This is a genomic window from Mycobacterium europaeum, from assembly GCF_002102155.1.
GTDB classification, from domain to species: Bacteria; Actinomycetota; Actinomycetes; order Mycobacteriales; family Mycobacteriaceae; genus Mycobacterium; species Mycobacterium europaeum.
Map to the genome: position 1 here is coordinate 63,361 of NZ_LQOU01000016.1, position 23,559 is coordinate 86,919.

A 23,559-nucleotide genomic window follows, 5' to 3' on the forward strand; every position below is an offset into this window, starting at 1 on the left:
ACAGTAGCTAGGCCTTGACGTAGCGGGTGTACAGGTAACCGGCGTCGTCGGTCAAAACGTGGGCACAGCGCATCCGGGTCAGCAGCTGGCTGGGTCCCGTCGCGATGCGTCGGGCCAGCCCGCCGACGAGGTACGGCGCGATGGTCAGGCAGAGCTCGTCGAGCATGTCGCGCTGGATCAGCGAATCGAGCAGCATCGGTCCGCCCTCGGTCAGGATGCGGCGCAGTCCGCGATCGCCGAGGACACCCAGCATGGCGGCCTCGTCGACCTCGCCGGCGTCACTGCCCGAGCAGTCGATGACCTCGCACAGGTCGGTGAGCACTTGGCGCGCCGGGGCCGCCGCCGCCGCGCAGGTGAGCACCAGCGGCGGCACCTCGGTCCGGGTGAACACCGTCATGTCGCGGTCCAGGCGACCCGACTTGGTGACGATCGCCAGCTGCGGGACCTCGCTTTGCCCGCGGGCCTGGCGCCGCTGACGCTGGGCCGCGCTGAGCTGCGCGCCCGAGTAGCCCTCGACCCGCACGGTGCCCGCCCCGACGACGATGACGTCGGCGAGCTCGCGCAGCAGGTTGAACACCAACCGGTCGCCGGGGCCGCCCATCGTTCCGCTGCTGCCGCCGGAGGTGGCCCCGCCGTCCACGCTGGCGATGAAATTGGCCCGCACCCACCTCCCGTCGCCTTCGGGATAGTCGTAAAACCTGCGGAGTTCACCGTCGGTGAGTTCGCGTTGCGATCCGAGCAGCGACAGCGGCGTCTCGGGAAGGCCCATGAGGTTGATTGCAACACGCCGCTACAGTTCTGGCATGCACGGGTCCCCTTCGCGCCGGGTGGCGCGGCTGGTGGACCGGCATCCGACCGTGTCGCCGGAGCGGCTGATCGCCCAATTGAGGCCGCCCCCAACGTTCGCCGACGTGAGCTTCGCGACCTACCGGCCCGATCCGGCCGAGCCGACACAGTCGGCCGCGGTCGCGGCGTGCCGGGACTTCTGCCGCCAGGCGGTGCAACGCCGCGCGGGCCGGCGAAAGTTGTCGGGCCGGCGGGCGGTGCTCCCCGGTGTCGGGTTGTATCTGGACGGCGGGTTCGGTGTGGGCAAGACCCATCTGCTGGCGTCGGCCTACTACGAGCTGCCCGGCGACGGGCCGGAGTCGTCAACTCCCAAGGCGTTCGCGACATTTGGAGAGCTGACCCAGCTGGCCGGGGTGTTCGGCTTCGCCGAATGCGTGGACCTGCTGGCCGACTACACGGCGGTGTGCATCGACGAGTTCGAGCTGGACGACCCCGGCAACACCACGCTGATCGCGCGGCTGCTCTCGTCGCTGGTCGAGCGGGGGGTGTCGGTGGCCGCGACCTCCAACACGCTGCCCGAGAAGCTCGGCGAGGGCCGGTTCGCCGCCCAGGATTTCCTGCGTGAGATCAACACCCTGGCAAGCATTTTCACGACCGTGCGGATCGACGGTCCCGACTATCGGCACCGGGGGCTGCCGCCCGCGCCGCGGCCGGTGTCGGACGAAGCGGTCGCCGCGCGCGCCGCGCGGGTCGACGGGGCGACGCTCGACGATTTCGACGCGCTGTGCGCGCATTTGGCCACCATGCACCCGTCGCGGTACCTCACCCTGATCGAAGGGGTGACCGCGGTGTTCTTGACCGGCGTGCACGGCATCGACGACCAGAACGTGGCGTTGCGGCTGGTGGCGCTGACCGACCGGTTGTATGACGCCGGCATTCCGGTGGTCGCTTCCGGCGACAGGTTGGACTGCGTCTTCAGCGAGGAGATGCTCGCCGGCGGCTATCGAAAGAAGTATCTGCGGGCCATGTCTCGGCTTGTGGCGCTGACGGTCAACGAACCGCACGGGTCATGACGAAGTCATCTTCGACGCTGTCGCCCACCTGAAAGGTCCGGGTGCCGGTGACGGTGAAGCCGCTCTTGGCGTAGAAGCGTTGTGCGCGTTGGTTGGCCTGGTTGACGCCCAGCCACACGCGGGCCGCTCCCCATTCTGCGGCGGTGGCCAGCGCTAGGTCCATCAGCGCGGCCGCCACCCCGGTCCCGTGGTGCTCGGCCGCGACGTAGATCTTGGACAGTTCCGCCGTGTCGTTGCCGGCATCGCGAATTAGCATGGCGTAACCGATGATTCGATCGTCGATCGTCGCCGTCAGGATCGCGCGTCGCGGGTCGGTCAGGTACTCGGTGAAGCGCGCGGCCGACAAATTGGCGTCAACGAACGCCGCGACGTTCTCGGGCGGCACGGACGCCGGGCAGGCCAATGCGAAGGTGCGCGCGGCGATATCGGCCAGCTGCCGGACGTCGACGGAATCCGTCGTGACGACGCGTACGGTGCTTGTCAGAGGTTCCACTGCGCGAGGTGGTAACCCGTCTTCTTGTCCAGCAGTACCACGGTGGAGACGGGATCGCGGTAGGCGTCCCAATACACTTCGCCGCGCACCACCGCACCGTTGGGCGCGTTGGTGAGCACGTTGTCCAGCGCGTCGGGCGCATCGGAGGCCCGCGGCTTGTAGGCGTCGGCGAACGGCGTCACCCCGTCGAAGCTGAAGTTCGTCGCCATGATGAACGGATTGGGCACCCGGACGGCATGAACGACCACGTCGGCGCGTTCGACGGTGCTGCCGGGGAAGCCCTTGTAGGTGCCTTCGCGGGTGTAGCCGAAGCCGGGCGGCGGATCGCAGGGTGACACCCCGGCGACCGTGACGTCGGCGACGTAGGTGCCGGTGTCCACCCGCAGCGTGTCACCGATGTGGCCGATCGGGGCGTCGCCGGCCCAGGCGCGGGGAGCGGGAAGAACGGCGACGGCGGTGACGCTCGCCGCGGCGACGAGGAACGCGGACAAGACGATCAACCACCGGTGCGTCTTCGCCATGTCTTGCCTCCTAGGCACCCTGGGAAGGGGACCTTCGAATGATCGCACACCCGGTCGAGCGGTCGGGAGGGGTCGACCACACCCCGGTCAGCGCTGCGCGCGGGCGCTTGTTCCCGCCCCGAGCGATTCCAGCGCCTTGATCAAATCGCTTTCGACACGGCCCTTGTCCACGCCGCATCGGCGCAGCGGGCCTTCGTCGGGCGACGAGTCCTCGAGCTCGAGCAGTGCCAGCAGCAGGTGCTCGGTCCCGATGTAGTTGTGGCCCAAGCGAAGTGCTTCCCGGAAGGTCAGCTCGAGTGCCTTGCGTGCGGGTCCGCTGAACGGGATCAGGTCGGGGGTCGTGGGGCCCGCCGGGGGTAGCTGCACGGCGGCGCGCAACGCCTCGGTGTCGATCTTTTGCAGGTGCAGCAACACCGTGGCCAGGGCGGAAGGATCGCTGAGCACGCCGAGCAGCAGGTGGTCGGGGGTGATCTCGTCGTTGGCCGCGTCGTGCGCGGCGTTCTGGGCGGCCACCACCGCGCCCCGCGCCCGCGGGGTGAAGCGGCTGAAGCCCTGTTCGGGGTCCAGGGTGGTCGGCTCGGCGCGCGGCACGAAGCGCTTCTGCGCCGCCTGTTTGGTGACGCCCATGCTCTTGCCGATGTCGGTCCACGACGCCCCGGAGCGGCGGGCCTGATCCACGAAGTGCCCGATCAGGTGGTCGGCGACCTCGCCCAGGTGCTCGGCGGCGAGCACGGCGTCGGCCAGTTGGTCCAGCGCGTCGGTGTGCACCGATTTGATGGCGTTGATCAGTTCGTCGAGGCGGACCGGGTAGGCGATGCGGGTCGGGTCGGACATGTCGTCAACGATAGGTTGACGCCACACAGGTGTCAACCACGGGTTGACGATCGTTAAGAATTGTTTCGCCGGCTGCGGACCTGCGGCCGGGTCTGGAACGATTTCGAATTTATGAAGCTCGTTTTGACAATTGCCAGCGTTGCGGCCGCGATCGGCCTGGCTGTGCCCGCGCACGCCGATGACACCGACGACGCCTTCCTTGCGTCGCTGGATTCGGCCGGCTTCACCTATGCCGATCCGGGCCAGGTCATCCAGGCCGCTCACTACGTGTGCTCGGCGGCCGGCGGTGGCACGGCGATGCCGGACATCGCGAAGGCGATGACATCGAAGGCCGCCGCGCTGACGGAGGAGAAAGCGGAGAAGTTCACCGCGATCGCGGCCAGTGCCTACTGCCCGGACGCGATTTCGTCGTCCACCCCGGCGACCACCACCGCCAGCTCCTAGCCGCCCGGGACGGCCCCGGTGGCGGGCCGTCAGCGGGACGTCGCCAACGATTTGCCGACCGCGGCCAACTCGTATTGCCCCCAGCCGCTTTGGGTGCCCGACGCCGCCTCCCGGCGGCGGCGCCGCGGTGATGATGTGATCCGCTTTTTACATATCCGCGCCCTAACGGCGGGTGAACGAAACGTGTAATCAACAATTGCTCCATACCATTTCGGCGACGGACAGCGGCCGTAGTCGAAAGCGAGCAGGGTTTGGACTTTCTTCAGCAGCAGTTGGTCGAACCCCTGAGCAACCTCCTCAGTACACACGTTTTGATCTATTTGCTGATCGGTGGCGGTGCCTATTTCACGGTGCGCACCCGCTTCATTCAGATCCGCTACTTCGGGCGCATGCTTCGGCAGCTGCGGCGGGCGCACCATTACGACGGCGGTATCTCGTCGTTCCAGGCGTTCTGCGTGGGTCTGGCGTCGCGGGTGGGCACGGGTAACATCGCGGGCGTCGCCATCGCGCTGACGGTCGGCGGGCCCGGTGCCGTCTTCTGGATGTGGGTGGTGGCGGCGGTCGGCATGGCCACCGCGTTGATCGAGGCCACCCTGGCCCAGATCTTCAAAGTCCGTTCGGACGACGGCGCGTTCCGTGGCGGTCCCGCGTTCTACATCGAACGCGGGCTGCGGTCACGGGCGGGCGGCATCGCCTTCGCCATGCTGTTGGTTGTCACGTTCTCCACCGCGTTCAACATGGTGGAGACCAACGCGATCAGCGGGGTGCTGCAGTCGTCGCACGGCGTCGGAGTCGGTTGGACCACAGTCGTTTTGGCGGTGCTGGCGGCGCCCGTGCTGTTCGGTGGCGTGCGCCGGGTCGCCCAATTCGCCGGATCGGTGCTTCCGGTGGTCGCGCTGGCGTACACGCTGCTGGCGCTGGGAATCGTGGCCGTCAACATCACCGAGCTGCCGATGGTGATCAGGGAGATCATTGGCGGGGCCTTCGGAATCCGCCAAATGGCAGGCGGTTTCGCGGGTGGTGTGCTCGCCGCGATGTTCACCGGTGTCAAACGGGGGCTGTTCGCCTGCGAGGCCGGGATGGGCAGCTCGCCCAACATCGCCGGCGCCGCGACCGTGAGGCATCCGGTGGAACAGGGCCTGATTCAGTCGCTCGCCGTGTTCGTCGACACCATGGTGATCTGCACGGCGACGGCGTTCATCGTGCTGCTGTCGGGACCCGGAACCTATAACCCGGCCCGCTTGGGGGCGGTCGCCGGCGCCAGCCTGACCGAGTCCGCGATCGCGGCCGACCTCGGCTCGTGGACCACGTTGCTGGTGACCGCTGTCGTGTTCGTCTTCGCGTTCGCGTCGGTCCTGAGCAACTACGTGGTCGCGGAGGCCAATCTGTTCTACCTGGGCGGGCGGCGCCTGGCGGCCAACGTGCTGAAGGTGGTCACGCTGGTGTCCATCGTCTTCGGCGCGTTGGCCAAGCTGACGCTGGTGTGGGCGCTCGCCGACCTGACGATGGCGGTGATGGCCATCGCGAACCTGGTTACGATCTGCTTGCTGGGCAAGTGGGCGTTCGCGGCGCTCAAGGACTATCACCGGCAGTTCGCGCAGGGCCGGGCGCCCGTGTTCGTCGCCAGCGAGGCGGCCCTGCCGGGTGTGCTCGACGGCGACATCTGGGAACCCGCGGAGCGCCGGCAGGTCGGCGCGCTGCCGGAATCGTTGACGATGCGCCGCCCGGCGCCGCGATTCTCCCGGGCGCCGGCGGCATAGCCGGCCGGCAAGAGTTCACCCACCGTTTGCCCGACGAGATGCCATTCGCCGGTGGGTCTGCGAGAATCGCTGCGTTATGCGATCCCTACTGGTTCTGGCGAGCGCCGCCGCCGCGATCGGCCTGGCCGCGCCCGCGCACGCCGACATCGACAACGATCAGGACTTCCTCAAAGACCTGCGCGATGCCGGCATCACCTACCAGGACGGCGGCAACGCGATCACGATCGGCAAGGCGGTGTGCGACCTGCTCGACGACGGGCAGTCGGATGCGAAGATCGTGACCGACCTGCGCAACCAGAATCCGGATTTTCACGGGGCCAGCGCCGCCAAGTTCACCTACCTCTCGGCAGCGCACTACTGCCCGAAGTACATCACCGGCGAAGACCGCGGGCCGAAGCCCGAGGGCGCGACGGGCAACTGAGCGCCGATCGCCCCAGTTGTGCCCGGCACTACGCTGGTAGCTGTGCGTGCCGATCCCGGACCGTTGACGTGGGGCGCCGCAGTCCAGGAGTGGCGACCCGACCCGGTCTCCGTCGCGGTGATCGCCCTGCTCGTCGCCGTATACGTCTGGTGCTACCGACGGGCCCGGGACACCGAGCAGTCGGCCCAGCGCGCTCAAGCCGCGTGGTTCGCCGCGGGTGCGGTCGTATGCTTGCTGGCGACGACGAGCGCGATCGGCGCCTACGCGTACGTCCTGTTCTGGGTGCGGGCCTTGCAGGTGGTGCTGCTCCTCTACGTCGTGCCGCTGTTGATCGCCCAAGGCAAGCCGATCACCGTCCTGCGCGCCGCGCTGGGGCCGGGCGGTCGCGACCGGGTGGATCGGCTGCTGGCGACGCGCCTGGCCCGGGTGGTCGCGCACCCCGCAACCACGTCGGTGGCGATGCTGGCCACGCCGTGGCTGCTCTACCTGACTTCCTGGTACACCGCGGCCCTGGAAAACGAATGGGTGGGCACCCCGACTCGAATCGCGCTGGTGGCCATCGGCTTTGGGTATTTCTATGCTCGACTGCAGGAAGACCCGGTGCCCCGCAGGTACCCGCAGTCGATCTCGCTGCTGATCACCGTCGGCGAGGCCCTCGGCGACGGCGTGCTGGGGTTGGTCATCTGGCAGGGCGCATTGATCGGCTCGGCGTATTACGCGGATCTGCACCGATCCTGGGGTCCCGATCAGCGGCTTGACCAAACGATCGGCGCCGGCGTCTTGTGGATTCTCGGGGACTTGGTCGGATGGCCGTTCGTGCTGCTGTTGATGCGCGCCCTGTCCCGCGACGAGAAGGCGCATGCGGTGCGGGTCGACGCCGAACTCGACACGGCGGAGGGGGCCCAGGACGGAAGCGCCGCGCCGTCGGGACTGTGGTGGGAGAACGATCCGGAGCTGCGCGAGCGGTTCCGCCGGGGCTGACGCCCAGGCCGTGGTTCAGGCGGCCCGTGCCGTCCAGGCGAAGTTGTGCATCTCGGGGATCCGTGGCGCCAGCGCGGCGGCGACCAGGCGGCCGATCCGGTCGGCCGCGGCCAGAGGAGTGTCGGGATCGAGGAAACCCTCTACCTCGACGCGCAAGGTCCGGCCCGTCCACCGGGCCCGGGCGTGCGCGTGCGTGACGCCCGGCACGGTGGCGGCGACGGCCTCCGCGGTCGTGACGATCTCGGGGTCGACGCCGTCGAGCAGGCGGTGAGCGATGTCGGCGGTCACCTCCCAGCCGACGTGGCAGATGAACCCGGTGACGACGATCCCGGCGACGGCGTCGGCCCAACCCCAGCCGAGCGCCACGCCGACCAGCCCGAGCATCGCCCCCGCCGACGACAACGCGTCCAGCCAGGAGTGCTTGGCGTCGGCCACCATGGTCGCCGAGCGAATTCGCTTGCCCACCACCAACTTGTAGCGGGCCACCAGCTGGTTGCCCGCGATTCCCACGATCGCCGCGGCGATGCCCCAGCCCACATATCCGGTGCCGCCGTGCCGGAGCAGCTTCTCGACGCTCTCGTAGGCGGCGACGGCGGCGCTACCCCAAATCACCAGTGCCACACCGATGCCGGCCAGGTCCTCGGCGCGTTCGTAACCATAGGGATAGCGCTCGGTGGGGACCTTGCGCGAAGCCCGGAACCCGACGAACACCAGGACGCTGGTGGAGACGTCGGAAAGATTGTGTAAAGCGTCGCCGAGCAGGGCCACCGAGCCGGAGAGCAAGGCGATGGCCAATTCGACGAGCCCCGTCAGCGCCAGTCCGATGGCGCTGACGGCGATGGCCCGGTTGGCCTGCCGACGCTCGCCCGCATCGTCGGTGACGGTGTCGAGAGGGAAACTTGCTGCGGGATCACGGACGCCGTTGACGATGTGCATAGGGCAAGCATGCCCCATCGGTCGCCGGCACCCAACCCGGTTGCGCGCCCGGGACGGCCGTGGGCGGGCGCTGGCGCGGGCCGGGCGGAATCGACATCGCCGGGCTACCTGACGTGCGCGGTCACTTGTCCTGATCGGGGCGCGGGGTGCGGTCGCGCGTGGGGCGAGCGCGCCTCGGGAGAAACATGAGCATCACCGGGAACCGCAGCAGCGCGTCGCGGTGGGAGATTTCGAGGAACACGGTCTCGATCTCGATGTTCCTGATCGGCTGCCGTTCCATCATCAAACGGGTCCGCAGATAGTGCGGGGTTCTCAGCCACTCGATGAAATTCATGCCCGCGACTCTACCCGTGTGGCGAAATTCATTGCGGGGCAGAAAAATTTGCAGAACTGCGGGTCTACTTGGCCATAGCCGCGGGCAAACGCTCAGCCGGTACTGACCCGCTGCAAATCGACTGCGTCCGGCGCGATCCCGTCGTCGGCGGGGCCCCGGCATCCGTAATGCTCAGCGGGGCCGCCGCTCACGCCGACCCGCCGTCGCCGGGTCCGACACCCCCGCCCGTGCGGTCACCGTCACCGGATTGAGCAATCGTCGGCCGCGAAGCCGATTATTCAACTTTCGATAAGTTGCATTTTCCCTGGTTTACCTATTCTTCGTATCCTGCCGCATTAGAGCCGCATCCTGCGGGCGTCGTCAACGGCACGAGGAAAGGAAGCGGAGCAAATGCCCCCATCTCGCTGGCTGGCGCGACTGGTCGTCCCCGTCATTGCCGGCGCCGCCCTTCTCACCGGGTCGGCGACCGCGAACGCCGACGCCGCCGACGACGCCTACCTCGCTCAACTGCGGGCTGCGGGCTTCAATTGGCCGCCGGACCACGACGCCGCCCTGACCGGCATGGGGCGCCTCATCTGTGACGATCTCGGCTGGGGCTGGACGTACGACCAAATTGCCCAGAGCGTCCACGCCAACCTGGACCCCAGGAATGTGACGTTCGGGGACGTCCATTCCATGGTGACGCTGGCGCACGCGACTTATTGCCCGCTGCAGCGGTGCTGGACCGACCACTGCTGACCCGTGAATTCTTAGGACCATTTCTGAGACACGGCCATTGTTTCCGGTGTAGCGTCCCGATCAATTTCATAGCGGGCGTGGCAGAAAGACCGGGCAATGAAAGCAGCAATCGCGGTCGCGGCGGCAGCCGTTTTTGCGTTAGGTCTGCCGACTGCCGCGCCGGCCCGCGCCGACACGACCGGCACCGTCAAAGCGCCGACCACCCCGCGCATGAATGGCGCCAACCTGAAGTCGGGCCAGGACGGGGTGTACGACGCCGGCAAGGTCCTGACCCTGGTGTGCCACGCCGCGGGTGAGCCGGTCAAGGGCTTCTTCAGCTACCAGATCGCCGACGGCGGTTGGGACAGCCTGTGGTACAAGACATCTGACGGTCACTACGTCGCCGACGTCGACGTCGATACGCGCACCCTCGATGCCCTGGGCCCGGACTGCGGCGGTGGGGGAGCGGCCCCCGCGGCGGCGACCGTGGAAGACAAGGCGGCACGTGCGATGGCCTGGGCGCGTGGCCAGATGGCCGCGGATCCGGACAACACGGTCCAGTGCGAGGCGTTCGTCGAGCAGGCCTACAACCACGCGTTCAGATATCCGTCGGCGATGGACGCTTTCAACGATTTCAACCGCAAAGGCCTGATTCATACCAACGCCGAGAACATTCCGGAGGGGGCACTCGTCTTTACGAGCAATCCGGGATTCGATCACGGCACTGGGCACGTGATGCTCAGCGAGGGCAACGGCCAATACCTCACCGCCAACTACTTCACGCCGCCGCACATCCGGGAAATACGACCAAGTCCGTACGATTCGCAGAACATCTTTCTCGGGTGGGCCTACGCGCCGTAGGTGGCCTGGGCAATCTGTGGTACTCACGACCACATGGACAATCCTTCACCGGGCCCGGGTTGGTGGCTGGCCTCAGACGGCAAGTGGTATCCGCAGCAGTGGGAATACACGTGGGATTACCGCGAGGGGGACACCGCCATGGACGAGATGAAGCTGAAGGCGGATGAACTGGGCCGCCAGGGGTGGGAGATGGTCGGGCTCGATGCCGACCATCGGGGAGCCTTTTCCGTCGCATGCTTCTTCAAGCGGCCGATCGCGCCGTAACCGGGCCGCGGCGCCGGCGTGAAACTTCGCTGAGGCGCGACCCGCTCAAGTGGGTAACCAAGCCGGTAACGCGCCGGGACGCGTCGGTTGAGCGATCAGGTCACTACTCGGAAGGCGGCATCGGATGGTTCGTGAGCAGGGCGGCCGGTGGGACGTCAGCATCAAGGACAACGCGGTTTACCTCGAGCGGGTATCGGAGGACGACGAGCGGTTATTCGACGAGGCGCTGACGTCTGACGAGGCGCGCGACTTAGCTGAGCTTCTGACGAAGTTCGCCCACAGGCTCGATCACTCCGAGAAATCCAAGGAGTCCGGGGATTCCGACGAGGACGAAGACGACGAAGACGCCGACGACGACGAACACGACGGACACGACGAAGACGACGACGAGGACTCGGATTAGGTTGGTGGGCAACGAAACAGGGCGTCGTCGCGTCGGACGGTGAAGTAGCCGACACGCGCACCGTCCCCGCGGACGTCGAGGAATGGGGACGCGGCGGGCGCGCGGACGCGCCAGCCGCGACGGCCGCTCGGCGCGATGAGATCATGGGCGGATGACCACCCACACCTGCTTGGGTTGCGGGCTGCAAACTCGCTACTCCTACGGGCGCGCCTGCATGGGGTGCGGTCTGCCAACCCACCGCTCATATGGTGATCGGCCAGATTGGCGTCCGCAGGCGGCGGCGGCGTTCGCGGCGCCGGCACGGATCGTCAGCCTGGGCGAGCGGCATCCGACGGCCGCGGTGGCGTTGATCGTGCCCAGCGCAATCATCGCCATCGCCGCGGTCGCCACCTACCCACTGGTGTTCGTGCCCTTGCTGGTCCTGCTCGGCGTCGCGTTGGTGGCCTCGGCCCGCTACGAGGAAGCCCGCAGCCCCTCGGAGTAGTTCGCTGCCCGGCCGTGGTCGAAAGGAAAGTTGGGGGCCTCATAACCTGCCCTGCAGGGCAGGTTATGAATCAGCACACCGTGGGTAGCATTGGCAATTTCAGTGCTGCTGATGGGTGGAGCGTGCCCCTTAAACGTGTGGACGAATTGAAGCCCGGTGACAAGATCCGCATGAAGATCGGGCATGCCACCGTCGCAGCGACTGAACCCCTCGATGACGAGCGCACCATGCTGACCTTTTTCTACGGAACGAAACACGCGGCCGATAATGCTCTCACCGTGGATGTCCTCGACGATGACGAGTGGGGTTGGTGAGGCATCCCGCCAGACTCTTGCCCGCGAGGCGATCGGCATATCACCATTGAACGGGTACGGCCTCAGAGGAGAATTGATGATGTCGCACCGCGTGAAATGCTTCGTCGGATTGTGCGCCGCGTCGCTGCCGATTGCCATGTCGCATCCCTCGACCGCCTTTGCCGACAATCCGTCGTGGAACGGCCAGTACGCGATCACGTTCATGGTGGGTCCGAAGGCCGGCACCAGCATGGCGGTCGGCAATCCCGAGGTGCAGCACACCGAGGTCTACGGTTTCCGCTCGAGCTGCACGAACGGGAAGTGCGTCGCCACGATCGTCAGTGGCCCGCCGCCGACTAACCCGACGGTTCCGCAGCCGGTGCAGTTCACCTGGGACGGGAAATCCTGGTCGCAAACCAACGATTTCCAGTGGGACTGCATGATGCCCGACACCTCGATCGAGTGGAATCCGGCCCGAGCCACCGTGCGCTACACGCCCCAGCCCGACGGGTCGCTTGACGGCCTCATGCACACCGACATCTTGAGCGGCGCGTGCCAGGGAACCATCGACATGGACATGAAGGCCGAGCGCGTCTGAATGTGTCCCGACGGCACCGCCGGACGGTCAAACATGAGGTGCTGGACCAGCACCAGATTTCAATGAAGCAATGTCCGTGCGCCCGCACGCTATCTGAGACCGTTCAGCGTCCCTGTATCGAAGCCGTACAGTGCTGAAGATGCATCGCACGACAACCACGTCGCCGCGCTTCAGCGGAAACACATCCGCGCCGTGACAGCACTGGATGAAGCCGCCGCCGCGCTGGCTGCAAACGAGATGGCGCGAGCCGAAACCATCGCCGGCGAAATCCTGAAAGCGCAACCAGCGAATCCCCAGGCGCTGCACGTGTTGGCGGCAGCGCTGTCCGCGCAAGGCCGGGTGGCCGAAGCGCTTGCCGCCTACCAGTCGGCCGTGGAGTGGCTGCACGGCAACCTGGCGCCGACACAAACTCCCTTCGGATTGCACGTGCTGCACGTCCTAGGTTTTCGGCCCAGGGGCATCCTCGATATCGGCGCATTCGAGGGGACTTTCGCGCGAACGGCGCGGTATTTCTTCGGGCAATCTCCGATCCTGATGCTCGAAGCTCAGCCCAGCAAGGAGATGCAACTCAAAGCTGTCGCCGCGCAGCTACCGGATGTGGACTATCGCATCGTGTTGCTGGGAGCGGAAAACCACGAGCGTGTCGCTTTCCATCAGGTGAATGCTGCGATCAACTCCTCCGGCTCATCGCTCTACGAGGAGCAGACCTCCTATCCGCGCGACACAATCTCGCTGCCCATGCGCAGATTGGACGACGTGCTGACCGAGCTGCCTGGCCGCGAATTCGACCTGCTGAAAATCGATGTGCAGGGCGCGGAAATCGACGTGCTGCGCGGCGGCGCACAGACGCTTGCGGGCGTCGAGGCCATTGTCATCGAGTTGTCCCTGCTCGAATACAACAGAGGCGCCCCGCTGATCGCGGAGGTGATGAGATGGCTTGGCGAGCAGGGTTTCTCGCTATTCGACGTGTTTCCGGTCTCACGCATCCCGACGACCGGTGCGCTGCTCCAAGTGGACGGGATCTTCCTGCGCCGCGAATCCAGCCTATGGCCCAAGGCGCCGTTCTTCTGAGCCTCCCGCGATGCCGGCATGAAAAGCCTCGCGGGGTCAACCCGGAAACGCTGCGCACAGGTGCCTGTCCGCAGCGTGTGGGACCCGCGCTTCGCGATTGCGCGAGCCGGTCAAGATTCGCATCTTCGGCGCACCGGGTGCTGTCGTCCCCGGCCGTCCGGTCTGAGTCGATCGACCCGGCTGACGATGTTCCCGCGGCGACAGGTCCGGGTGGCGAGGGTGCTGAGTGACTACCTCAGACGCTGGTGATGCGAAATTGATCCGGCTTGAGCATCAACTAGCTTCCCGGTGCACTTTGGCGAATGACCTTGGGAACCGGTAGGCCATCTCGACGTAGCTCGCCGGGGAAGCATGGTGACGTTGCGACGATGGTCGGTGGATAGTCGGGGGGATATGCCGCCTTGATTTGTATGCGGTATCCGTCCGGGAAGTAACCGAATTGGTTCGGCTTTTCAAATCCGTCGCGCTCCATCACCGTGATACCCCAGCTTCGCCAAAGCTCTCCGGCGCGCGCTACGAGATCTGCAGACTTCGTTCCGGCGGGCGCGATCACTTTGGCGAACAACGAAAACTCGGTGGGGCCGGGGCCGGGGCCGGTGTAGTTGTCGTCGCACCCGAGGTTGCTGCCGCCGATGGTGTCGCTCGTGTCGAGGACGGTGCCCGGCGGCAACCCGTCGACCGTTTTCTGGAGGTACTGGAGCACTGAGTCCTGGGCCTCTTGTTGGCTTTTCGGGATCTTCGGTGACGGCGCAATGGGTGTGGGTTCCATGGGCCCTCCTGGAATGATTGTCGCGCCGGACGGAGCTGATGGCCCCGACCCTGTGTGCTTAGTTGGATTGGTCGATGAGCACGCTGCAAGTGCAGCCGCTGCCAACAGAACAGCGAACACGTCGAGCAATTCGCGAGTTTTTGTCTTCGTCATCCTTTTGCCGTCACTTGGGTGGTGTCACATCGGTTCGTCCGGCGATAATGCGTCCCATGTTATCGAGCGCGGGGTTGCCACTGTCCCAGTAGCTGCTGTGTGCCGCTATCGAGGGCAGCCCGAACGGCCAGGTGGGTCCGGGTGCGGCCTGGAAAGTCGTAGCGCCAAAATCTGCGCCCGTCGGGTCTGGGCCGAGTGTCCATCCGGTCGCGACGCCGATGATGTCGTTTTGTGCTTTCGTCGCGTACACGTGGGCACCGGGGGCGAGGTTGAGGTCGCCGGCATGGTCGGTGAGCACGCCGGGACTGGCTACCGCGATGACGTTGTTGGCGTCGAGGTGGTGGCCCCCGAGCGCCGCCGCCCCGACCTCAGTCGAGCCGTAGCTATGTCCGATGACCGTGTTGACCGATGGCCCGCCGGTAAGAGCGTCGTTGTGAGACGCCCGCAACCCGGCTTGGAAGTCATCTAATGCGGCGGCGCCATTGTGGGCGTAGCTGGTTGACGCAGCTTGGAACACGTCCATTGGCCGGTCATAACCCATCCAGGTCGTCACAGAAACGTCACCGGGCGCAAGCCTGCCGTCGGCGTCCCTCGCGGCCTGATACATCCGCAGAGATTTATCCTGGCTGCCGCTGAATCGTGTCGTATCCTGACCCGTTCCGGGCACAAAGGTGGCGTCGCGTTTGGCGGTATCGGGATTGTTGATGGAGACCGCGGCGTGGCCCTTGTCGTCGATGATCCCGAGATACTTGGGCGGGTTGCGTGGGTCGACTTTGCCCCCTGGCGCAACTTGGTCCGGCGGTGGCCCCAGTGAATTCTTCACATCCGCATACCCGTCGTGTGTCCGGTTGGCGGCGTCCCACTGTTTCCTCCAGTCGCGGTAGGTACTGGTCATGATTCCGGGCGTGAAGCCGCTGGCCCAGTCCGGATGCTCGGCACGCAGGCGGTCCAAGTCGGCTTGATTGGACCTCTGTAATTCGTCGAGATGCATGCGGTTGTAGTGGTCACGGTCGGTGAAGGGCATGCCGGCGTGGTTGCCGATGAAATGATCGCGGTCGTATTCCGCGTCTTTTTGCTCTTGGGTGAGCGAATTCCATACCTGTGCAAACTGATTGGGGTCATCCGGCAGCGGGGGCGCCGGCGACAGCGGCCCCTCTTGCGCCCTGATACCTGCCGGGTCGTATCCATCACTCTTCAGGGTGCCCAGCGCGTTCTGCAACGTGTTCGAGTAGCCGTCGCGTGTTGCCTGCAGCTGGCCCAGTGCGGCCTTCGTGTCGCGAATGGCGTCGTCTTCGAGTGAGGTGATGTAGCCATTGAGCGCATTTCGGTCGGCCGTGCTGAGGTTGGGGTGCTCGTTTTCCAACTCGACGGCCTCGGCGATCATGTCGTCGAGCCCCTTCAGCTGCGCTTCCAGCGAGGCTATCTGGCCGGCGGCCGTTTTTTGCGCCTCGGCCAAGGATGCGGCGATGTTTTCCAGGTCCGCGCCGATTTTGGGCAGTTGCACGGACTGCGCCCCAAGGGATTTCGTCACCCGCTGCACTTCAGCGGAGGCGTTGATCGGATGATCGCCGTCCTGGTGATTCCAGGCGGCATCGAAGCGGGAGCGCGCTTGCTCGAAGGCATGGTCAGCTTCGGCGCTCGAATGGCCCGCGGCTTTAAACGCATTCGCCAGGTTGGAAATCTGCAGCGGGCTGCCGGCTTGCAAGCTCCGATCGATCGCCCACGGATCACCGCCAGCGAAGGCGATCAACGCCGGGATACTTATGTACTTGAGCTGCATCGCACCGCGAGCTGTCCGCGACTGCCGATCCGCGTTCGATCACCGTCAACAGACATCGCCACCCCTTCTGAGCGGCTGTAACGCTACTACCGCCGATCGCACCGTCAATTCACATGCAAAAGGCGCGGTATCGAACCCCGAAATGGCCCAGAGGTGAACGTCTGGGTTTTGTCGGGCGGTGACGTCTCGGCTTGGCTGGAGCTTGTCCGCGGACGTGGCTCGGGTTCTGTACGGGTCTGGCGTTTTCGCCGACCTCGCTTCCGCAGGACGAAGGCCGTTGCCGCACAAAGTATCTGACCGATTCGAGGGCGGTGATTGACGCTCATGGCTGGTCAGGGCCGATTCCGCGATCCGGTCGGCTCGGTCACCTCGATGGTGCGAGCAAGAAGTTGTTCGGCGAGAACTTCTTTGGCACCAACCCCAGCCTGGGTGTTGACCCCGCCGTGGACGGGTTCGGTTCGGTGCGCTTCCGCGCCGAGGTTCCTGGGTCCGACGGCATCAACCCGCACGACCATTCGTACTACTACCACCGCGGCAGCGAAGCCCTCTATGGCATGGCCGACATCGTTTCCGGCCACGGCGACCAACTCCAAGCCGACGGCATGACAGCCGAACAGCGCCATTCGTTCGGGGGGCGTACAGGTCAGAATCCCGGGCCTGCCCCCGGTCACCATCGGTCCGCACACGCCGGCGGTCATTGACCCGGAATGGGAGCGGTCGCCAGGATCTATCACCGACAACCATGTGTTCGATGCTCAACACCACCATTAAGGAACGACGCGTGCCGTTGCGCCCAGCCCTGATCACGTCTGTGTTAGTCGTCGCCATGTTGTTAGGAGGATGCGCGCCAGTGCAACAGAAACCACAAGCCGGCGGATCTACCAACCCGTACGAAGACACGGCCCACCCCATGAGCGACGATCAGACCCGGGCTCAGGTGATCGAGCCGGCCAGACAGATCGTCGCCGCCGCCAACCTGGAGGGGGTCAGCGGGGCGTTCTCCTTCGCCTCCTGCAACGACCAAGGCGACCCGCCGTTTCAGGGCACCGTCACGCTCTGCTTCCTGATCCACGGCGACCCCGACGCCTATTTCCAGCAAGTACGAACGGCGATGATCAGCCACGGCTGGAATGACGGTGCCCCACCCGGCCAGCACTACCACGGGGCGACGCTGAACAAGGACGGCGTGGCCGCCAGTATCAGCTTCATGCCGTCCGACCACAGTTACGGGCAGATCGTCCTCGATGGCCAATGCCGAAACATGGGCAACCACAAGGGCGAAGGTCAGTGGACCAACATCAACGATCAGTTGGCCGCGCGATAAGACTGAGTTATCAGCGCGGGTAACGAGGAAGTGCCGCGGTGTTAAGCCGTGCTGCCGACCCTTTGCGGACGCAAGCGTGTTTACGCTTCCGGTAGGTAGCGAACGTGGTCGTCATCGCATTCAGGGCGTTTGCGCATGCTGGTGTTGGGATCAAGCAAAGAGTGCGGTGACGCTGGGCCCGTGATCGAAGTCCATTGCGGGTCGGTGTACAGGTCAATGCGGCGGTCTCGGATCCAGCGGCAATACCAGTAGACGAATGCTGTGAAGAGAGACATTAGGGCCACCATCGCGACCAATCCCACAATTGCGATCGTCATGTTGGGCGCGCGGCTTGCAGTGCCTGGCCGGCTTGCTGGCCCTGGGCGGCGTAGTCGGTGTAGGCGCGGTGGAAATCCTGACTGGATGAGCCGCCGGCCAGCCGCGGTCGACGGTTTCGTATGGCCAGGCACGCGCCGTTGCCCGCCATTGCTGCGCCGGCGATGATCTCGGCCACCGACGCTATGCCAGTGGAGCCGTACCATCCGGCGCCGATCAGGATGAGGCCGCATCTAGCGGAAACGAACGGCACCAAGCGTTTCCATCGTTCCGCCGCGTCGAGATCGCTCTGAAAAACAAAACGCGCCATGCCGCCGGCCAGAATCCCGACAACGATGACCGCCGCAGAAATCTCCAGGGCTGTCACGATCATCGCGGTCTTGGTTCAGTGCGCGGAACCGCTGCGCTCATCGACATTGCCGGCGCGGTGGTCGAGTGCTTTTGCGGTGAACGCGATCGTCCACAGGAGGACGACGTAAGCGAGCGCGTAACTGGGCACCATGACCCACAACGATTTCCCACCCATGAATAGCCCAGTTACGTCGCTCACGGTGTCGCCTACGAATCCTGATAGCGCCACCCCCGCCATGATGGCGATGTAGGCGTGTTCGCGCTTCTGCGTGACCTTGCTCGATCTTCGTTGCGTGAAATACCAGATTCCAATCGCGACAACAACGATCGCCGAGGTGATGAATCCCGCCACGATCCACACCGGAAGGGGCTTGCTGGGGGTCAGGTGGGCTGACTTGAACACAATGTCGACGGTGATCATCGCAGCGATGTACACCGGCAAGAGAAGGACAGCACGCTTCAGGTTGATCATGGCTTCGGCAACCCCGGTATCGGAATGTCAGCGCACTCTACTGCGCCCTCGACGGCTGACTTTACGGGCGCTTCAACGCCGCCGACGCCGGGGCAACTGTTCCAGGCCACCACGGCCCCAATGAGCTGGGAGCTGAGCACCTGCCATTGGCCGGCGGTCGCTGTCAGCTCGGCGGGGACGACCTGCAATGGATCTTGCCCCATAACCTCACGAGTTTATGCGTGCCGACCCGTGTATCGCTATTCACGCCGGCGCGGAAAGCCGAGCCGGCGAGCGCGCCGGGCGATCTTCAAGCGCCCAGCAGGAGTTGATCTTCAGGAAGAGCAATGCGAGGCTGCTATTACGCCCCTGGTTGAATTCAACTTGGTAAGGGCGTCCGTCTTTGATGCTGTTGTGTCTGGCCCAAAACCGCCTTGAAATCGGCCGGCCTCGGGGTCGATTGCAACTGAGGCGCACCCATTGTGCATGCCGGCCACGGCTTCACAGATGTCGCCTGTGGCAGCGCTGCATTCGGCGACCGCGATTTGGTTTGCCTTATCCGGACTTCCTGCGGTACTCCAGCCGGCGGGACGTCCGGTTACGAGGGAGATCGCGATAGCCACGTAATCGTCGTCTGAAGCGCCCGTGGGCGCTGGAACGTCGGCGAGTGAGGGTGAGGCCCCGCAGGGGCACCACTGCCTGACGCCATCGTTCGACGAGCATGTGCCGCTACGTGATTCACTGTGGGAGTATTTTCCGTCTCCGCACAGTGCAACTGCTCCGACTGGGTTGTCGTCGGGACGTTCTACGCACGTGGCGTGGGCTTTCGACCAGTAGAAGCCGGCCGGGCATTCGTCGGCCGCGGCGGTTGGCGGTGCGGCGAGCGCGATGATCCCGTAGCCGACTACAGCGACGATGACGGCAATGAGTGACCGCATAGGCGCCGCTCTCCTTAGTGATGCTCAGGAGAGGAATTTAACGCCGACGCGGGCACCTGCGCCGGGAAAATGCACAATGGTGCCTGTGGGTATCTTGCCGCCTCGATATGCCGAGGTCGGTCGACACATTAAACCAACTCATCTGCGGCCTGACGAAACGATTGCGGCTTATCGGGCGGTCCAAGGAATGAGACACGCCGCGAATCGCTATCGCATGAGTATTGCATGCGATTCATTAGGTACAGCTAACTATATGCTCTGAACTGCACTGATCTTGGTGCGCGATACTGGGATTGAAGTAGGCGATCTCGGGGTTTGGCGATTCATATCGTGACCAGCGCAGAAGGGCTCTGAACTGGTAAGGCACTGCACAGTATCGCGTGAGCCATGCGGAGGCAAGCGGAACATGCCGTAGGCTCATTAGGCACATATCTGGCACGACAAACGCGATACTGGGTGGTCACTGGAATTGGTGCGCAAGCGGTCATTCGGCAACATCCGAGAATTGCCCTCGGGGCGGTATCAGGTCCGGTTCACCGACCCGGACGGTAACTACATCACCGCGCCCAAGACCTTTGCAGCCAAGATCGACGCCGAGGCATGGCTGACCGATCGGCGCCGGGAGATCGACGCCAAGCTGTGGAATCCAGCGGCCGTGGCCAAGCCCGAGAGCATCACATTCAGCGCCTACGCCACCGCGTGGCTGGCCGGCCGCCAGGTCGCCGGCCGCCCGATCAAGGACCGGACTCGCGAGCACTATCAGGCGCTGCTCGACGACCACCTGATCGAGACGTTCGGTAACCGCCAGCTCCGCTCGATCAAGCCGAAAGATGTCCGCGAATGGTACGCGGACACCCTGACAGACCGGCCGACGATGCGCAGCCACGCCTACAGCCTCCTGCGCACCATCATGGGCAGCGCCGTCAACGACGAGCTGATCGACGCCAACCCGTGCCGTATCGTCGGCGCCGGCCGGGCCAAGCGCGTTCACAAGATCCGGCCCGCCAGCGTCGAGGAGCTGGCCATCCTGACCGACGCCATGCCCGAGCGGCTGCAACTGATGGTCACCTTCGCGTCATGGTGCGCACTGCGGTTCGGGGAAACCATCGAATTGCAGCGCGGCGACATCGACCTGTCCAAAGAAGTGATCCGCATCCGCCGCGCCGCGGTCCGCACCAAAGGCGGCACATTCCAGGTCACCACACCCAAGTCTGAGGCCAGCGTCCGTGACGTCGCGATCCCGCCGCACATCATTCCCTTGATCGAAGCACATTTGTCGAAACATGTTGGTAAGAAGCGTGATTCGCTTCTGTTTCCCGCCGGTGACCTGGTGCCGCGTGGCAAGGGCCGTGAAGTATCACCACCCGAAGGCGCCGGAGATCGTCACTTACAGCCGTCGACTCTGATGCGGCACTGGTACAAAGCGCGCAAGGCTGCCGGGCGCGAAGATCTACGGTGGCACGACTTACGGCACTCCGGCGCGGTCCTGGCTGCGGCGACCGGAGCCAGCCTGGCCGAATTGATGGCACGGCTCGGGCACTCGACACCTCAGGCGGCAATGAGATATCAACACGCCGCGCAAGGCCGCGACCGCGAGATAGCGGCCCTGCTGTCGAAGATCGCCGAGAACGGGGGGTCTGATGGTCGATGACAACCTCGACTACCTTTTGCCCGAACAGCGGGACTGGTGGCTCACGAACGCCGAGATGCCGCCAACGCTGGTGCTGCGGTGCGGGATTGGCGGTTGCGGAATATGTGTCGGCATCGTCAAATCCGACAAAGCGGATCCCAGTGTCGCTATCGCGCTCATACACCACAAGTCGGGCGAGACCGCCGTGCCGCACTACGAGCCCATAGACGACGAACGTCTCGCAGCGCTCGGCCTGCCGCCGGCGACAGAACTGTATGACGCGAGCGGGATAACCCTAGCCGAGCACATACAGCGCCGGCAGCGTGAAGTGGACTCTCTGACTATCCGTTCCGTCGATAAGACCCGTCGCGTCTCGAAACGGCATGCGGACCCGTCGGTCGCAATGCCTCTTGAGTGGATCGGCTATATCGTCTGCCCGAAGCACGGCACCCTTGCACTGCCCGATCCCGCGACCACGGTTGCCGCGATGCGCGGTCAACTGATTCCGAAGACACACGCAAAGAAGCGCACGTTCCACGTATTTCAGGGCACTTCCGTGTAGGCTGCTGATCTAGCCCCGCGGTGCGCGGAACTCTGATCGCTAGATCGGGACTCGGCTTCGGCAACCGAAACACTCCGAAAGGTTTGTTTCGCCGTGCCGTCATCTTCCACTATTTCCCCGGGCCGCCAAGCGCGCAGATGGGCATCGCTTCAACAAGCAGCTGAGTACCTAGGCGTCACCGATCGCACAGTCCGCCAAATGATCGCGGACGGCCGCCTTGCCGGGTACCGCAGCGGCAACCGTCTTGTCCGTGTCGACCTGAATGAAGTCGACGCCGCCATGAAGCCATTCGGCGGTGCTGCGTGACCGGGCCACCGAAAGAAGTTGAGGGCCGAGCCCCGCACCACCGGGACCGACCCTCAACCAGCAAGTTCGGCAGTCACCCAACCACCTACACCCGCGATCAGCCTACCGCAGAACGCAGCGAAAGCCCGCGCAAGCAGCTCGTCTGGGTGCCCTGTGTTCGGGACACCCCACAGGACGTTCGGAGCCAGCTGCGGCGCCGGCGTGACGCTGCGCGTCGGTCTGTCCCGCTGGACTGTAACTGCCGCGATCCGTGGCCCTGCCGGTGCACTGAGCCGTCGCTATCGGTGAAGATGGTCGACGCCGCCCGCGACGCGGCCGAGCACCTTATGCGGGCTGGGATCGTGCCGTTGCTGGACAGAGAAGCACTCGAAGCGCTCTGGTGGCGGGGTGGTGACGACCGAGCGTTCGCAGAGCGTCTCCTCGAACTGACCGGCTTCGTCGCGTGACCGATCCCGACATCAAACAGAAGGCACTGGATGCCGTCGAGCGGCTCAACGCCGGACGCGGCGCACAGGCCGTCGGCGAACCCGTTTGGCCGCCGGATGACCCCGGGCCACCCGAGCCCGACCCGGCGAGGCAGCGGAACGGGACAGCTGTCCCGGACAGCCACACCCCGGCCCACCTCCGGTATCCGATACTCGACTGGCAACGCGCGTTCGAGGGCGTACCTGACGACGTCGACTGGCTCGTCGACGACTTCCTCGTGCGAGGATCCGCGTACTCGCTGGTCTCGCCAGCGAAGGCGGGAAAGTCGCTGCTGCTGCAGGACGTTGCTGCCGCCCTCGCGGCAGGCCGCAAGGTATTCGGCCACCCGCCGAGAGTCCCGATGAACGTGCTCTACGTCGATCACGAGAACAGTCGCGATGACATCGTCGAGCGGCTACGCGATATGGGTTACGGGCCAAAGGATCTCGCGAACCTTCACTATCTGTCGTTCCCGACGATGCCGCCGCTCGATAGCGTTGCCGGCGGCCGCGATCTGGCAGACGTAGCCGAGCACTACGACGCCGACCTGGTGATCATCGACACTGTCAGCCGAGTCGTTGCCGGCGAAGAAAACAGCGCGGACACCTACCGCGCCTTGTATCGGCATGCTCTCGCGCCCCTGAAGGCGGCGCGCCGCACGGTCGTTCGTCTGGACCACCGCGGCAAAGACGCGAAAGCGGCCGGCGCACGGGGATCGTCAGCGAAGAATGACGACGTCGACTGCGTTTGGCAGCTCACCCAGCAGCCGGGCCCCAACGGCGAGACGTACGTGACCCTCACGTGCGAAAAGCAACGCGGTAGCGCTCATCCCGAAACCATTCGAATCCTGCGTGACGTCAATCCGCGGCTGTACCACGAGGCGAAAGCGGCGCCGTTAACACTCACTGAGCAGCAGCGGATCGCGTCTTGCATCGACGCTATGAACCGGATCGGCTTGCCGCCGGACACCGGTGCACGCAAGGCGCGGAACGCGCTGCGCGCGGCAAAGTACCGAGTCCGCAACGACGTAGTGGGCGCCGCGGTGAAGGCACGGAAGCTGGCCGCAACGTGTCCCGATCGACCTCGGGACACACAGGCCGAGCTATTCGGAACGTGTCCCCAAGTCGACGGGGACACGTTTGAAGCTCCCGAAGTGTGTCCCCAGCGCGTTGGGGACACGTCGGAAGGAGGTTGGTAATGGCGTGTCCCGCAACCTTTTCTGGATTGCCGCGAAAAGGCCT

The 23,559-nt window shown here is 65.1% G+C and carries 30 protein-coding genes and 1 pseudogene; 20 read left to right on the top strand and 11 right to left on the bottom strand.

All coding sequences use genetic code 11. The annotated features are described in order from the left end of the window. Nucleotides 1-7: 7 nt before the first annotated feature. Nucleotides 8-769 carry a pyrimidine reductase family protein gene (locus tag AWC03_RS08320; protein ID WP_085240043.1) on the bottom strand — a complete coding sequence of 254 codons (762 nt, stop codon included), beginning with the start codon at nt 767-769 and terminating at the stop codon, nt 8-10. Here AWC03_RS08320 and zapE point away from each other — a divergent pair. Beyond that, a complete protein-coding gene (zapE, locus tag AWC03_RS08325; RefSeq protein WP_090423091.1) occupies nt 768-1,859 on the top strand; it encodes a cell division protein ZapE in 1,092 nt (363 codons plus the stop codon). The genes AWC03_RS08320 and zapE overlap by 2 nt on opposite strands. Here the strand turns inward: zapE and AWC03_RS08330 are convergent. From AWC03_RS08330 to AWC03_RS08340, 3 genes are all read right to left on the bottom strand, one after another. Further along, complete coding sequence (locus AWC03_RS08330) at nt 1,837-2,352, bottom strand: GNAT family N-acetyltransferase (RefSeq protein WP_085240045.1); 516 nt, start codon at nt 2,350-2,352, stop codon at nt 1,837-1,839. The two genes, zapE and AWC03_RS08330, sit on opposite strands and share 23 nt — an antisense overlap. Beyond that, nucleotides 2,340-2,873 (bottom strand): hypothetical protein, encoded by a 534-nt coding sequence (locus AWC03_RS08335; RefSeq protein ID WP_085240046.1) that lies wholly within the window; start codon nt 2,871-2,873, stop codon nt 2,340-2,342. Before AWC03_RS08335 ends, AWC03_RS08330 begins: the two co-directional genes overlap by 13 nt. An 87-nt stretch (nt 2,874-2,960) precedes the next feature. After that, a complete protein-coding gene (locus AWC03_RS08340; RefSeq protein WP_085240047.1) occupies nt 2,961-3,707 on the bottom strand; it encodes a Clp protease N-terminal domain-containing protein in 747 nt (248 codons plus the stop codon). A 123-nt stretch (nt 3,708-3,830) separates the two neighbouring features. Between AWC03_RS08340 and AWC03_RS08345 the strand changes: the two genes are divergently transcribed. From AWC03_RS08345 to AWC03_RS08360, 4 genes are all read left to right on the top strand, one after another. Then, nucleotides 3,831-4,151, top strand: coding sequence for a DUF732 domain-containing protein (locus AWC03_RS08345; RefSeq protein WP_249025844.1), 321 nt, complete (start codon nt 3,831-3,833; stop codon nt 4,149-4,151). Between the two features lie 251 nt (nt 4,152-4,402). Continuing rightward, nucleotides 4,403-5,911 (top strand): alanine/glycine:cation symporter family protein, encoded by a 1,509-nt coding sequence (locus AWC03_RS08350; protein WP_085240048.1) that lies wholly within the window; start codon nt 4,403-4,405, stop codon nt 5,909-5,911. 76 nt (nt 5,912-5,987) lie between these two features. Further along, nucleotides 5,988-6,332, top strand: a complete 345-nt coding sequence (locus tag AWC03_RS08355; RefSeq protein ID WP_085240049.1) for a DUF732 domain-containing protein — start codon at nt 5,988-5,990, stop codon at nt 6,330-6,332. 42 nt (nt 6,333-6,374) lie between these two features. Further along, the gene (locus AWC03_RS08360; RefSeq protein ID WP_085240050.1) at nt 6,375-7,313 is read left to right on the top strand and encodes a cytochrome c oxidase assembly protein; all 939 of its coding nucleotides are present in this window, start codon (nt 6,375-6,377) and stop codon (nt 7,311-7,313) included. Nucleotides 7,314-7,328: 15 nt separating this feature from the next. On the opposite strand, the gene AWC03_RS08365 is transcribed toward AWC03_RS08360, so the two are convergent. Together AWC03_RS08365 and AWC03_RS08370 are read right to left on the bottom strand one after the other, a co-directional pair. Next, a complete protein-coding gene (locus AWC03_RS08365) occupies nt 7,329-8,249 on the bottom strand; it encodes a cation diffusion facilitator family transporter (protein ID WP_085240051.1) in 921 nt (306 codons plus the stop codon). Between the two features lie 121 nt (nt 8,250-8,370). Then, nucleotides 8,371-8,583: a hypothetical protein gene (locus AWC03_RS08370; protein ID WP_085240052.1), complete on the bottom strand. Its 213-nt coding sequence runs from the start codon at nt 8,581-8,583 to the stop codon at nt 8,371-8,373. Nucleotides 8,584-8,973: 390 nt separating this feature from the next. Between AWC03_RS08370 and AWC03_RS08375 the strand changes: the two genes are divergently transcribed. From AWC03_RS08375 to AWC03_RS08405, 8 genes are all read left to right on the top strand, one after another. Continuing rightward, complete coding sequence (locus tag AWC03_RS08375) at nt 8,974-9,321, top strand: DUF732 domain-containing protein (RefSeq protein ID WP_085240053.1); 348 nt, start codon at nt 8,974-8,976, stop codon at nt 9,319-9,321. A 96-nt stretch (nt 9,322-9,417) separates the two neighbouring features. After that, nucleotides 9,418-10,161, top strand: a complete 744-nt coding sequence (locus AWC03_RS08380; RefSeq protein ID WP_085240054.1) for a hypothetical protein — start codon at nt 9,418-9,420, stop codon at nt 10,159-10,161. Nucleotides 10,162-10,194: 33 nt separating this feature from the next. Continuing rightward, nucleotides 10,195-10,425, top strand: coding sequence for a hypothetical protein (locus AWC03_RS08385; RefSeq protein ID WP_085240055.1), 231 nt, complete (start codon nt 10,195-10,197; stop codon nt 10,423-10,425). A gap of 124 nt (nt 10,426-10,549) precedes the next feature. Further along, nucleotides 10,550-10,828 carry a hypothetical protein gene (locus tag AWC03_RS08390; RefSeq protein WP_085240056.1) on the top strand — a complete coding sequence of 93 codons (279 nt, stop codon included), beginning with the start codon at nt 10,550-10,552 and terminating at the stop codon, nt 10,826-10,828. A gap of 151 nt (nt 10,829-10,979) precedes the next feature. Further along, on the top strand, nt 10,980-11,312 hold the full coding sequence (locus AWC03_RS08395; protein ID WP_085240057.1) for a hypothetical protein: 333 nt from the start codon (nt 10,980-10,982) through the stop codon (nt 11,310-11,312). A 65-nt stretch (nt 11,313-11,377) separates the two neighbouring features. Then, complete coding sequence (locus AWC03_RS26820; protein WP_141659284.1) at nt 11,378-11,626, top strand: sortase family protein; 249 nt, start codon at nt 11,378-11,380, stop codon at nt 11,624-11,626. Further along, nucleotides 11,595-12,203, top strand: a complete 609-nt coding sequence (locus tag AWC03_RS08400; protein WP_244275430.1) for an Rv2253 family sensor-like surface protein — start codon at nt 11,595-11,597, stop codon at nt 12,201-12,203. Before AWC03_RS26820 ends, AWC03_RS08400 begins: the two co-directional genes overlap by 32 nt. A gap of 93 nt (nt 12,204-12,296) precedes the next feature. Beyond that, complete coding sequence (locus AWC03_RS08405; RefSeq protein ID WP_276327179.1) at nt 12,297-13,274, top strand: FkbM family methyltransferase; 978 nt, start codon at nt 12,297-12,299, stop codon at nt 13,272-13,274. A 277-nt stretch (nt 13,275-13,551) separates the two neighbouring features. On the opposite strand, the gene AWC03_RS08410 is transcribed toward AWC03_RS08405, so the two are convergent. Together AWC03_RS08410 and AWC03_RS08415 are read right to left on the bottom strand one after the other, a co-directional pair. Continuing rightward, entirely contained in the window at nt 13,552-14,043 is a 492-nt protein-coding gene (locus AWC03_RS08410) for a hypothetical protein (protein WP_249025845.1), read from the bottom strand. Between the two features lie 163 nt (nt 14,044-14,206). After that, nucleotides 14,207-15,976, bottom strand: a complete 1,770-nt coding sequence (locus AWC03_RS08415; protein ID WP_249025846.1) for a putative alpha/beta hydrolase — start codon at nt 15,974-15,976, stop codon at nt 14,207-14,209. Nucleotides 15,977-16,329: 353 nt separating this feature from the next. On the opposite strand from AWC03_RS08415, the pseudogene AWC03_RS08425 reads away from it, so the two are divergent. Further along, nucleotides 16,330-16,747: pseudogene (locus AWC03_RS08425) on the top strand (putative alpha/beta hydrolase); the annotation flags it as partial. After that, nucleotides 16,728-17,300 carry a hypothetical protein gene (locus AWC03_RS08430; protein ID WP_085240060.1) on the top strand — a complete coding sequence of 191 codons (573 nt, stop codon included), beginning with the start codon at nt 16,728-16,730 and terminating at the stop codon, nt 17,298-17,300. The pseudogene AWC03_RS08425 and the gene AWC03_RS08430, both read left to right, overlap by 20 nt. 313 nt (nt 17,301-17,613) lie before the next feature. Here the strand turns inward: AWC03_RS08430 and AWC03_RS08435 are convergent, their stop codons facing one another. The 3 genes from AWC03_RS08435 to AWC03_RS08450 all read right to left on the bottom strand — a co-directional run bounded on the left by AWC03_RS08435 (nt 17,614) and on the right by AWC03_RS08450 (nt 19,355). After that, nucleotides 17,614-17,988 carry a hypothetical protein gene (locus tag AWC03_RS08435; RefSeq protein ID WP_085240061.1) on the bottom strand — a complete coding sequence of 125 codons (375 nt, stop codon included), beginning with the start codon at nt 17,986-17,988 and terminating at the stop codon, nt 17,614-17,616. 12 nt (nt 17,989-18,000) lie between these two features. Next, nucleotides 18,001-18,438 carry a hypothetical protein gene (locus AWC03_RS08440; protein ID WP_085240062.1) on the bottom strand — a complete coding sequence of 146 codons (438 nt, stop codon included), beginning with the start codon at nt 18,436-18,438 and terminating at the stop codon, nt 18,001-18,003. Between the two features lie 314 nt (nt 18,439-18,752). Further along, nucleotides 18,753-19,355, bottom strand: a complete 603-nt coding sequence (locus AWC03_RS08450; RefSeq protein WP_249025847.1) for a DUF4189 domain-containing protein — start codon at nt 19,353-19,355, stop codon at nt 18,753-18,755. 469 nt (nt 19,356-19,824) lie between these two features. Here AWC03_RS08450 and AWC03_RS08455 point away from each other — a divergent pair, with 469 nt between their 5' ends. The 5 genes from AWC03_RS08455 to AWC03_RS08475 all read left to right on the top strand — a co-directional run bounded on the left by AWC03_RS08455 (nt 19,825) and on the right by AWC03_RS08475 (nt 23,516). Next, nucleotides 19,825-21,006: a tyrosine-type recombinase/integrase gene (locus tag AWC03_RS08455; protein ID WP_085240064.1), complete on the top strand. Its 1,182-nt coding sequence runs from the start codon at nt 19,825-19,827 to the stop codon at nt 21,004-21,006. Beyond that, complete coding sequence (locus tag AWC03_RS08460; RefSeq protein ID WP_085240065.1) at nt 20,996-21,547, top strand: hypothetical protein; 552 nt, start codon at nt 20,996-20,998, stop codon at nt 21,545-21,547. The genes AWC03_RS08455 and AWC03_RS08460 overlap by 11 nt, the downstream gene beginning before the upstream one ends. Before the next feature lie 93 nt (nt 21,548-21,640). Continuing rightward, the gene (locus tag AWC03_RS08465; protein ID WP_085240066.1) at nt 21,641-21,853 is read left to right on the top strand and encodes an excisionase family DNA-binding protein; all 213 of its coding nucleotides are present in this window, start codon (nt 21,641-21,643) and stop codon (nt 21,851-21,853) included. Nucleotides 21,854-22,137: 284 nt separating this feature from the next. Beyond that, entirely contained in the window at nt 22,138-22,299 is a 162-nt protein-coding gene (locus AWC03_RS27805) for a hypothetical protein (RefSeq protein WP_249025848.1), read from the top strand. Beyond that, on the top strand, nt 22,296-23,516 hold the full coding sequence (locus AWC03_RS08475; RefSeq protein WP_085240067.1) for an AAA family ATPase: 1,221 nt from the start codon (nt 22,296-22,298) through the stop codon (nt 23,514-23,516). Before AWC03_RS27805 ends, AWC03_RS08475 begins: the two co-directional genes overlap by 4 nt. Nucleotides 23,517-23,559: the final 43 nt, after the last annotated feature.

Bases quoted from the DNA above. Each gene is read 5' to 3' on its own strand.
- AWC03_RS08430 (WP_085240060.1), top strand. From the start codon at position 16,728: ATGCTCAACACCACCATTAAGGAACGACGCGTGCCGTTGCGCCCAGCC.
- AWC03_RS08375 (WP_085240053.1), top strand. From the start codon at position 8,974: ATGCCCCCATCTCGCTGGCTGGCGCGACTGGTCGTCCCCGTCATTGCC.
- AWC03_RS26820 (WP_141659284.1), top strand. From the start codon at position 11,378: ATGAATCAGCACACCGTGGGTAGCATTGGCAATTTCAGTGCTGCTGAT.
- AWC03_RS08400 (WP_244275430.1), top strand. From the start codon at position 11,595: ATGTCCTCGACGATGACGAGTGGGGTTGGTGAGGCATCCCGCCAGACT.
- AWC03_RS08355 (WP_085240049.1), top strand. From the start codon at position 5,988: ATGCGATCCCTACTGGTTCTGGCGAGCGCCGCCGCCGCGATCGGCCTG.
- AWC03_RS08385 (WP_085240055.1), top strand. From the start codon at position 10,195: ATGGACAATCCTTCACCGGGCCCGGGTTGGTGGCTGGCCTCAGACGGC.
- AWC03_RS08460 (WP_085240065.1), top strand. From the start codon at position 20,996: ATGGTCGATGACAACCTCGACTACCTTTTGCCCGAACAGCGGGACTGG.
- AWC03_RS08365 (WP_085240051.1), bottom strand. From the start codon at position 8,249: ATGCACATCGTCAACGGCGTCCGTGATCCCGCAGCAAGTTTCCCTCTC.
- zapE (WP_090423091.1), top strand. From the start codon at position 768: ATGAGGTTGATTGCAACACGCCGCTACAGTTCTGGCATGCACGGGTCC.
- AWC03_RS08380 (WP_085240054.1), top strand. From the start codon at position 9,418: ATGAAAGCAGCAATCGCGGTCGCGGCGGCAGCCGTTTTTGCGTTAGGT.
- AWC03_RS08390 (WP_085240056.1), top strand. From the start codon at position 10,550: ATGGTTCGTGAGCAGGGCGGCCGGTGGGACGTCAGCATCAAGGACAAC.
- AWC03_RS08415 (WP_249025846.1), bottom strand. From the start codon at position 15,976: ATGCAGCTCAAGTACATAAGTATCCCGGCGTTGATCGCCTTCGCTGGC.
- AWC03_RS08440 (WP_085240062.1), bottom strand. From the start codon at position 18,438: ATGATCAACCTGAAGCGTGCTGTCCTTCTCTTGCCGGTGTACATCGCT.
- AWC03_RS08335 (WP_085240046.1), bottom strand. From the start codon at position 2,873: ATGGCGAAGACGCACCGGTGGTTGATCGTCTTGTCCGCGTTCCTCGTC.
- AWC03_RS08370 (WP_085240052.1), bottom strand. From the start codon at position 8,583: ATGAATTTCATCGAGTGGCTGAGAACCCCGCACTATCTGCGGACCCGT.
- AWC03_RS08320 (WP_085240043.1), bottom strand. From the start codon at position 769: ATGGGCCTTCCCGAGACGCCGCTGTCGCTGCTCGGATCGCAACGCGAA.
- AWC03_RS08410 (WP_249025845.1), bottom strand. From the start codon at position 14,043: ATGGAACCCACACCCATTGCGCCGTCACCGAAGATCCCGAAAAGCCAA.
- AWC03_RS08435 (WP_085240061.1), bottom strand. From the start codon at position 17,988: ATGATCGTGACAGCCCTGGAGATTTCTGCGGCGGTCATCGTTGTCGGG.
- AWC03_RS08395 (WP_085240057.1), top strand. From the start codon at position 10,980: ATGACCACCCACACCTGCTTGGGTTGCGGGCTGCAAACTCGCTACTCC.
- AWC03_RS08450 (WP_249025847.1), bottom strand. From the start codon at position 19,355: ATGCGGTCACTCATTGCCGTCATCGTCGCTGTAGTCGGCTACGGGATC.
- AWC03_RS08340 (WP_085240047.1), bottom strand. From the start codon at position 3,707: ATGTCCGACCCGACCCGCATCGCCTACCCGGTCCGCCTCGACGAACTG.